The 8,109-nt window shown below is 68.8% G+C and carries 9 protein-coding genes and 1 tRNA gene; 2 read left to right on the forward strand and 8 right to left on the reverse strand.

From position 1 onward, the window contains the following. Positions 1-165: 165 nt before the first annotated feature. The gene (locus tag LI94_RS19140; RefSeq protein WP_024442046.1) at positions 166-846 is read right to left on the reverse strand and encodes a helix-turn-helix domain-containing protein; all 681 of its coding nucleotides are present in this window, start codon (positions 844-846) and stop codon (positions 166-168) included. 256 nt (positions 847-1,102) lie between these two features. After that, positions 1,103-1,176, reverse strand: a tRNA-Pro gene (locus tag LI94_RS19145). Between the two features lie 183 nt (positions 1,177-1,359). On the opposite strand from LI94_RS19145, the gene LI94_RS19150 reads away from it, so the two are divergent. Then, the gene (locus LI94_RS19150; protein WP_239651273.1) at positions 1,360-3,015 is read left to right on the forward strand and encodes a patatin-like phospholipase family protein; all 1,656 of its coding nucleotides are present in this window, start codon (positions 1,360-1,362) and stop codon (positions 3,013-3,015) included. Positions 3,016-3,020: 5 nt separating this feature from the next. Here LI94_RS19150 and LI94_RS19155 read toward each other — a convergent pair whose 3' ends face one another. Then, the gene (locus LI94_RS19155) at positions 3,021-3,803 is read right to left on the reverse strand and encodes a sulfite exporter TauE/SafE family protein (RefSeq protein ID WP_046302187.1); all 783 of its coding nucleotides are present in this window, start codon (positions 3,801-3,803) and stop codon (positions 3,021-3,023) included. 60 nt (positions 3,804-3,863) lie between these two features. Between LI94_RS19155 and LI94_RS19160 the strand changes: the two genes are divergently transcribed. Next, on the forward strand, positions 3,864-4,298 hold the full coding sequence (locus LI94_RS19160; protein ID WP_152664877.1) for a hypothetical protein: 435 nt from the start codon (positions 3,864-3,866) through the stop codon (positions 4,296-4,298). A gap of 10 nt (positions 4,299-4,308) precedes the next feature. Here the strand turns inward: LI94_RS19160 and der are convergent, their stop codons facing one another. From der to LI94_RS22550, 5 genes are all read right to left on the reverse strand, one after another. Continuing rightward, positions 4,309-5,715, reverse strand: a complete 1,407-nt coding sequence (der, locus tag LI94_RS19165; RefSeq protein ID WP_036457664.1) for a ribosome biogenesis GTPase Der — start codon at positions 5,713-5,715, stop codon at positions 4,309-4,311. After that, positions 5,712-6,404 carry a (d)CMP kinase gene (gene cmk / locus LI94_RS19170; protein ID WP_046302188.1) on the reverse strand — a complete coding sequence of 231 codons (693 nt, stop codon included), beginning with the start codon at positions 6,402-6,404 and terminating at the stop codon, positions 5,712-5,714. Before cmk ends, der begins: the two co-directional genes overlap by 4 nt. After that, a complete protein-coding gene (locus LI94_RS19175; protein WP_192831007.1) occupies positions 6,401-7,159 on the reverse strand; it encodes a pseudouridine synthase in 759 nt (252 codons plus the stop codon). Before LI94_RS19175 ends, cmk begins: the two co-directional genes overlap by 4 nt. Continuing rightward, positions 7,156-7,938, reverse strand: a complete 783-nt coding sequence (gene scpB / locus LI94_RS19180) for an SMC-Scp complex subunit ScpB (RefSeq protein ID WP_081654526.1) — start codon at positions 7,936-7,938, stop codon at positions 7,156-7,158. The genes LI94_RS19175 and scpB overlap by 4 nt, the downstream gene beginning before the upstream one ends. Positions 7,939-7,952: 14 nt before the next feature. After that, on the reverse strand, positions 7,953-8,109 hold a 157-nt coding region (locus LI94_RS22550), incomplete at its 5' end, for a segregation/condensation protein A (RefSeq protein ID WP_192831006.1).

The raw sequence follows: 8,109 nt of genomic DNA on the forward strand, positions 1-8,109 counted from the left end.
AGATGTGTATAAGAGACAGGATCTTCGATCAGCGGACTTGCACCATCAACCCACCAACGAGCGTCCAGCTGAACTCGGGCAAGGCTCGGGCCACCTCGACCATAAGCGGCCACGGGCGCGCCCACCCGTCGGGCGGTGCGTCGATTTCCCAGTGCTCCCGGTCGGTCACCGCAGACCGTCGATCATCTCGGTCAGGCGATCGTGGCCCACGGAGCGCGCTCGCGAGTCCATGGACTCCATCAGGTCGAGGGCCACCACCGCCGGAGGCAGCGGTTCGACGGGCGCGTCGAGGATGCGCAGCGCGATCCGGCCGCCGGACTCTTCCCGCAGTCCGAGCTCGCGCAGCGTGCGATCAGGGCCGACGTAGAGGTAGCCGTCGATCACGTCCTCGGTACGGCCGCCGGCCAGACCCCAGTCGGTGATGAGTGGCGACATCATCCCGGTCGGTTTCAGGCCCGCGGCGATGAGGTTCTCGGGCAAGTCGCGCTGCGCGCTCCGGGATATGACCCGCAGCTGGGTGATCGTCGCGCGGCGGCGGGCGAAGCGCGCCAGCTCGATCGGGCTCATGGTGGACAGCCGATCGGCGAGCCTTCTCTCGAACTGCCCCTGTGCCTCCCGGCCGGAGAGCAGATCGAGTGCGGTCCACGCCGTTGCGGGGAGCGCTGGCCGGCCCCTGCTCGTGGTGCCGTTGTTGTGAGCGCGGTAGACCGCGGCGGGTGTCACCACGACGGTGCGCCCCACCCGGCGGGTGTGCCCGAGCTCGCCGCTGGCGGCCAGGCGCTGCGCCTGCCTCGGGGTCACCCCGAGGATCTGCGCCGCCTCGGACAGGGGCATCTCATCGACCATGATTATATGGTCGCTTATGCGACTATATGTTGCAACCGTGACACCCGCGATCGGGTCCGATCACGAGCGCGCTGCGCTCCCAACTTCACCAGTTCGCCGGCGATCACCCCACCCGAAACGGCACCGGATGGCACCAGAAGAGACCGCTTGGCACCACCACAATGGTCGTCAGAATGGTCGTCAGCTCGTTCGGCAGTACCTGAATCAGAGACGCCAGAAATGAGAAAAACCACCTGTTACCAAGTGGTTCTCGTTGTCGGGCTGACAGGATTTGAACCTGCGACCACTTGACCCCCAGTCAAGTGCGCTACCAAACTGCGCCACAGCCCGCCACCGCCGAACTTCTCCGGCAGCAGGTCGAAATGCTACCGCACGCCCGCGGGTGTCCCGAATCCGCGTGAGGACACCTTCACCGCGTAGGCTCGGCCACGCGGGACTGCCTCCCCCGGCAGCGCGACTAACCCTCAGGAACCACCACATATGCAGCTTCCCCCCTCGCAGCAGTGGTCGGAGATGCCCGACCCCCCAGACCCCATAGACATTCCCGAGATCAGCGGCGACCCCGCCGTCACCGACGAAGTGGTCGACGTCGTCGACAGCGGCGACACCATGTTGCTGCTGCAGAAGATGGAAAACCGGCTGATCCGGCACACGCTGCGCCGGCCCGACGTGTTGAGCGCCGAGCAGCTGCGCCGGTTGCGGTATCTGCTCAACTTCGCCCGGCTCGACGACTTCGAGCCCGGGGCCGCCGGCCCGGGCGGCGCCCGCGGCCGCGGTGACGTCTCGGTCGGTGCGGAACTGGCCGGGTGGCGGGCCAAGGTGGCCGACGCGCTGCGCGGCCCACTGCGCGAGGAACGCGATCCGGTGATGGCGTTGCTCGCCGCCCGCGACACCCTGGGCGGGCTGGCCCCCGAGCAGGACGAGCAGCGCCGCCTGCTGGCCGAACGCCACAGCGACGACTTCTCGCTGGCCGAACTCGACGCCGAGGTGGGCCACAAGAAGCTGGTCACCGTCCTCGGTGGTGGCGGCGGCGCCGGCTTCGTCTACATCGGCGGCATGGCGGCCCTGCTGGAGTCCGGGGCGGTGCCCGACTATCTGATCGGGTCCTCGTTCGGCTCCGTCCTGGGCTCAGTGGTCAGCCGCACCCTGCCGGTGCCCATCGACGAATACATCGAGTGGGCCAAGACGGTGTCGTTCCGCGCCATCCTGGGGCCCGAGCGGCTGCGCCGCCGCCACGGCCTGACCGGTGTGTTCGCCTTGAACTTCGACGTGTTCGCCGACGCGATGTTCCGCCGCGAAGACGGCGCACCGATGAAGATGTCGGATCTGGAGATTCCGTTCGATGCGGTGGTTGCCGGGGTGCGCCGCCAGCCGTTTGCGGCGCTGCCGGGGCGCTACCGCAATCAGAGCCTGGCCGGACTGCAGTTGCGATCCTTCCCGTACCTGTCGATCGGCCTGGGCCCGCAGGTGGCGACGCGGATGTGGCAGACGGCCGCCTTCATCGACCCGCGGGTGGTGACACCGATCGTGATCGGCGGCGACAACCCGGACCGGGACGTCAACGTCGTTGACGCGGCGTCGTTCTCGTCGGCAATCCCCGGGGTGCTGCACCACGAGCCCAAGGACCCGGCCATGATGCCGCTGTTCGACGCGCTGCTGGCCGACAACGACGTGGGCGCCCTGGTCGACGGCGGTGCCGCCAGCAATGTGCCGCTGGAGCTGGCCTGGAAGCGGGTCCGGGCCGGCCGGTTGGGCACCCGCAACGCCTGCTACCTCGCCTTCGACTGCTTCCACCCGCAGTGGGACCCCAAGCACCTGTGGCTGGTGCCGATCACCCAGGCGATCCAGTTGCAGATGGTGCGCAACGCGCCCTATGCCGACCATCTGGTCCGGTTCTCCCCCACCCTGTCACCGGTCAACCTGGCACCGTCGGCGGCCACCATCGACCGGGCCTGCCAGTGGGGACGCAAGAGTGTCGGGCACGCCATTCCGGTGGTTTCGGCACTGCTGCAGCCGGTCTGGTGGGAAGGCACCGAGCCCGCGGTGGTGACGCCGAAGGCACCCGCGCAACCGGATCACCCGCACGCCGCGCCGATGAACGAGGTGATGGCCTCGGCGCGGGCACCGCGCAGCCGCTGGGAGCGGTGGCGCAGGCAGAACCCCGCCTGAGCCGGCTAGACCGTCAGCAGCCGGTAGAGCCCGATCAAACCGACCACCAGGATCACCGCACGCAGCGCGTTCGGGGACAGCCGGCGCCCGTAGTGACCGCCCAGGTATCCCCCGATCAGAGAGCCGACGGCGATCAATCCCGCTGCCGGCCAGCTGATCCGGTCGAATGCCGTCACGATGTAGGCCACGGCGGCGACCACGTTGACGATCAGCACCAGCAGGTTCTTCGCGGCGTTCATCCGCTGCATCGACTCGGGCAGCAGCACCCCCATCACGCCGACCAGCAGAATTCCTTGGGCCGCAGCGAAATAGCCGCCGTACACCCCGACGACGAAGGTGCCGACCACCAATGCCGTCAGCCGGCCGGCGCTGAGCTGGTCGGTGGAGCGGCCCTCGGCCGCCGCGCGGCGCTGCGCCACCGCCTGGATCTTCGGCCCGATCACCACCAGCGCCAGGGCGCCGACCAACAGTGCCGGCACGATGCGGTTGAACACGCTCTCGGGCAGGTGCAGCAGCAGATAGGCGCCGAGCACCGCTCCCAGCAGCGATCCCGGTATCTGCCAGCGCAGCCTGTCCCACTGACCGCGCAGTTCGCGTCGGTAGGCCCAGGTGCTGGAGATGCCGCCGGCCACTAGGCCGATCGCGTTGGAGATGGTCGCGGTCAGCGGGGCAAAACCCAGCGTCACCAGGGTCGGGAAGGTGATGAGTGTGCCCGAGCCGACCAGGGCGTTGATCGCCCCGGCGCCCACCCCCGCCAGCAGGATCAACACCATCTGCGATACCGGCATTTGCAGCACCCTACGCTGATCGTGCGCAGGGCTAAGGCAGCCCGGCGGAGAGGTGAGGCGATGATCGGCATTACCGGAATGCGGGCGCTCGGTGCTGTCTGCGGGCTGCTGTTCGCGCTTGGAGCGCCGCCGGCGGCCCAGGCCGCGCCGGAGGTGCCGTCAGGCCCGTACGCCTTCACCGCCCAGCATGGCCCGTCGCAGCGGACGGCGACGTGGACGTTCACCCCGTGCGGCGCGACATGCACCACCGTCGACGCGGAACGCTGGCTGCAGAACGCGGAGTTTCATCTCAACGGTGGCCGCTGGGAGTACAGCGGGCGGGGCAGCATGGACTGCCCGGTGGATCACACCCCGCTGCCGGTGTCGAAGACGGTCAGCTTCGATGCCGTGACGCTGGCCGGCCAATGGACCACCGCCACCCTGGAACCGTGCGGCCGAGGCCCGGCCGGCGGAGTCGTCGGGCAGTGGGACTTCCAGCTGAGCAAGACCGGGTAAAACTGACGGCTCACCGAGAACGCTTGGGACCGCGCTTTTCTCGCACTCGCACATTGATGCGGATCGGGCTGCCCTCGAATCCGAACGTCTCCCGCAATCGCCGCTCCAGGAACCGGCGGTAGCCCGCCTCCAAAAATCCCGAGCTGAACAACACGAATGTGGGGGGACGCGACGTCGCCTGGGTGGCGAACAGGATGCGCGGTGCGCGGCCCCCGCGCGCCGGCGGCGGGGTCGCGGCAACAACCTCTTTGAGCCAGGTGTTGAGCTGGCCGGTGGAGATCCGCTTGTCCCAGGAGGCCAGCGAGGTCTCCAGCGCCGGCACCAACTTCTGCACGGCGCGACCGGTTTTCGCCGAGATGTTCACCCGCGGCGCCCACGCCAGCCGGGCCATGTCCCGGTCGATCTCCTTGTCCAGCACGTAACGCCGGTCCTCATCAACCAGGTCCCACTTGTTGTAGGCCAGCACCACCGCCCGGCCCGCTTCGACCACCATCGAGATCACCCGCTGATCCTGCTCGGTCAGCGGCAACGACGAATCGACCAGCACGATCACCACTTCGGCGGCGTCGATAGCCCCGTGGGTGCGCACCGACGCGTAGAACTCGTGTCCGCTGGCCTGCCCCACCTTGCGGCGCAGCCCTGCGGTGTCGACGAAACGCCAGATCTTGCCGTCCATTTCGATCAGCGAGTCGACCGGGTCGACGGTCGTGCCGGCCACGTCGTGCACCACCGACCGCTCGTCGCCGGCCAGCCGGTTCAGCAGCGAGCTCTTGCCCACGTTGGGCTTGCCCACCAACGCCACCCGTCGTGGGCCACCTCCGCCGCCGGCGGTTTCGGCCACCTCGGGCAGCTTGGCGATCACCTCATCCAGCAGGTCGGCCACTCCGCGGCCGTGCAACGCACTGACGGTGAACGGCTCGCCCAGCCCCAAAGACCACAGCGCCGCCGCATCGGCCTCGGCCCGATCACTGTCAACCTTGTTGGCGGCCAAGAACACCGGCTTACCGGACCGGCGCAGAATCCGCGCGGCGGCCTCGTCGCCGGCGGTGGCGCCGACCACCGTGTCCACCACCAGAATCACCGCGTCGGCGGTACGCATCGCCACCGCAGCCTGCTCGGCCACCAGCTGCTGCAGGCCCTTGGCGTCGGGCTCCCAGCCGCCGGTGTCCTGGACCACGAAGCGCCGGCCGGTCCACAGCGCGTCGTAGGACACCCGGTCACGGGTCACCCCGGGCAGGTCCTGCACCACCGCTTCACGCCGGCCCAGGATCCGGTTGACCAGCGTCGACTTGCCGACGTTGGGCCGGCCCACCACGGCCACCACCGGCGGCGGACCGGAGTCCTCGACCAGATCGTCGAAGCCGCCCTCTTCGCCGATCTCCCAGTCGCTTTCGTCGACCCAGGTTCCGTCACTCATCGGATCGCCCCGCAATGCTGCTCAACCAGGCCGCGCAGATGGTCGACCACCTGCTCCTGGGTCATGTCTCCGGTGTCCACGATCACCGCGTCGTCGGCGGGCCGCAGTGGCGACACCGCCCTCGTGGAATCCAACTCGTCGCGGCGCAGCACGTCGGCCAGCACGCCGGCGTAGTCGTCGCGCAGCCCCGCCGCGATGTTCTGGTCATTGCGCCGCCGGGCCCGGGTCTCGGCCGAGGCGGTCAGAAAGATCTTCACGTCGGCGTCGGGCAACACCACGGTGCCGATATCGCGGCCTTCGACCACCACGCCACCGCCTTGCGCGGCCAACTGCTGCTGCAGCGCGACCAGCCGGGTGCGCACCGCGGGCACCGCGGCCACCGCCGACACCGCGCGGGTCACCTCGTCGCCGCGGATCTCTTGCGAAACGTCTTCGTCGCCAAGAAAAGCGCGGTCGCCCTCGGGCTGGGATTCCACCGAGACCGCGACGTCCTGAGCCACCGCGCCGATGCCGTCGGTGTCATCAAGTGCCACACCGGAGCGCAGCACCGCCAGCGTGATGACCCGGTACATCGCGCCGGTGTCCAGATACCGGGATCCCAGCGCCGCCGCCAGTCCCTTTGCGACCGTGGACTTTCCCGTTCCGGCCGGCCCGTCGATAGCCACCACGGCGGCACTGCCCGCGCTCACAGGCCCACCGCCGCATACAGTTCGCCGACTTCCTTGCGGGTCAACGCCCGGATGCTGCCGGGACGCTGCTCCCCCAGCGCCACCGAACCGATGTCGGTGCGCACCAACTCCTGGACCGGGAATCCGACCGCCGCCAGCATCCGCCGCACGATCCGCTTGCGTCCTTCGTGCAGGGTGACCCGCACCAGCGACTTGCCGGGCACGGTGTCGACCACCGCGAAGTCGTCGACGTTCGCCGGGCCGTCGTCGAGTTCGACACCCTCGCGCAGCTTCTTGCCCAGTCCGCGCGGGATGGCGCCCACCACGGTGGCGATATAGGTCTTGGGCACCTGATACGACGGGTGCATCAGCCGGTGCGCGAGTTCGCCGTCGTTGGTCAGCAACATCAGGCCCTCGGTGTCGGCATCGAGGCGGCCGACGTGAAACAGCTTGGCGTCGCCGCGAACTCGGTGCTCGACGTAGTCGCCGATGCAGGGCCGTCCGCGGTCGTCCGACATGGTCGAATGCACTCCGCGCGGCTTGTTCAGCGCCAGGTAGACCCGGGTGTCATCGACGGTCACCCGGGCGCCGTCGACCCGGATCACCGCGGAGGCGGGGTCCACGCGGGTGCCCAGTTCGGTCACCACCCGGCCGTCCACCTCAACCCGGCCGTCGCGAATCATCCGCTCAGCGACCCGCCGCGAGGCGACCCCGGCCTGCGACAGCACCTTCTGCAGGCGCACGCCGGCTTGTTCTTCGTCCGGCCACGCCATCAGAGGTGGTCCACATCGAAGGCCAGCGGCTGATCGTTCGCCGGCGCACCGCCGAGTTTCATGAAACGCGGTTCACTGTCCAGGCTTTCACTCAAGTCGTCGATCACGTCGACGTCGGGTAGCAGTGGGGCGATGTCGGGCAGGTCGGTCAGCGACGACAGGCCCAACCGCTCCAGGAACAACTCCGTGGTCGCGAACGTCACCGCACCGGTGTCGGGATCGGTGCCCGCCTCGGTGATCAGGCCGCGCGCCACCAGGGTGCGGATCACCGCGTCCACATTCACCCCGCGCACCGCGCTGACCCGGGCCCGCGTCACGGGCTGGCGGTAGGCCACCACGGCCAGCGTCTCCAGCGCGGCGCGGGTCAGCTTGGAGCGGGCGCCGTCGAGCAGTAACCGCTCCACGTACGGCGCGAACCGGGCACGAGTGTACAGCCGCCAGCCGCCACCGGCTTCGCGCAAGTCGATGCCGCTGTCGCGTTCGGTGAACTCGTCGGCCATGTTCCGCAGCTTGGCGGTGATCCGATAGACCGGCTGATCGGTGGCGGCCGCCAATGCCTCCACCGTCACCGGCGTGTCCACGACCAGCAGCAGCGCCTCGAGCACCGATCCCAGCTCGGCGTCCTCGAGTTCGGGTGCCAGTGCGACGTCGATCCCCAGATTGGAGTCCGACGGGCCGGCGGAGCCTTCGTCGCCGTGATCTTCGGGCTGTTCCACAGCGTCGCCAACCTCGGGTGCCTCGATATCCTCCGGCACTTCGGAGTCGGGCAGGTGGTCAGTCATCAATTCGTCTCGCACTACTCGGCCGATTCTGCTTTCACCAGGTCTTCATTGGTGGGACGTTCCCCCGTCCACGACACCTGGAGCACACCAAGTGGTTCTGACTGCTCAAATGCTACCGCCCGGGCCCGATACAGTTCGAGCAGAGCCAGGAAGCTGTCTCTTATACACATC

The organism is Mycobacterium sp. UM_Kg27 (assembly GCF_000972905.1).
Lineage (GTDB): Bacteria > Actinomycetota > Actinomycetes > Mycobacteriales > Mycobacteriaceae > Mycobacterium.

What these genes read in the sequence shown, in the direction of transcription:
- LI94_RS19160 (WP_152664877.1), top strand. Translation starts at nt 3,864, where the DNA reads ATGATCGGCATTACCGGAATGCGGGCGCTCGGTGCTGTCTGCGGGCTG.
- LI94_RS19155 (WP_046302187.1), bottom strand. Translation starts at nt 3,803, where the DNA reads ATGCCGGTATCGCAGATGGTGTTGATCCTGCTGGCGGGGGTGGGCGCC.
- LI94_RS19140 (WP_024442046.1), bottom strand. Translation starts at nt 846, where the DNA reads ATGGTCGATGAGATGCCCCTGTCCGAGGCGGCGCAGATCCTCGGGGTG.
- LI94_RS19150 (WP_239651273.1), top strand. Translation starts at nt 1,360, where the DNA reads ATGCCCGACCCCCCAGACCCCATAGACATTCCCGAGATCAGCGGCGAC.
- scpB (WP_081654526.1), bottom strand. Translation starts at nt 7,938, where the DNA reads ATGACTGACCACCTGCCCGACTCCGAAGTGCCGGAGGATATCGAGGCA.
- der (WP_036457664.1), bottom strand. Translation starts at nt 5,715, where the DNA reads ATGAGTGACGGAACCTGGGTCGACGAAAGCGACTGGGAGATCGGCGAA.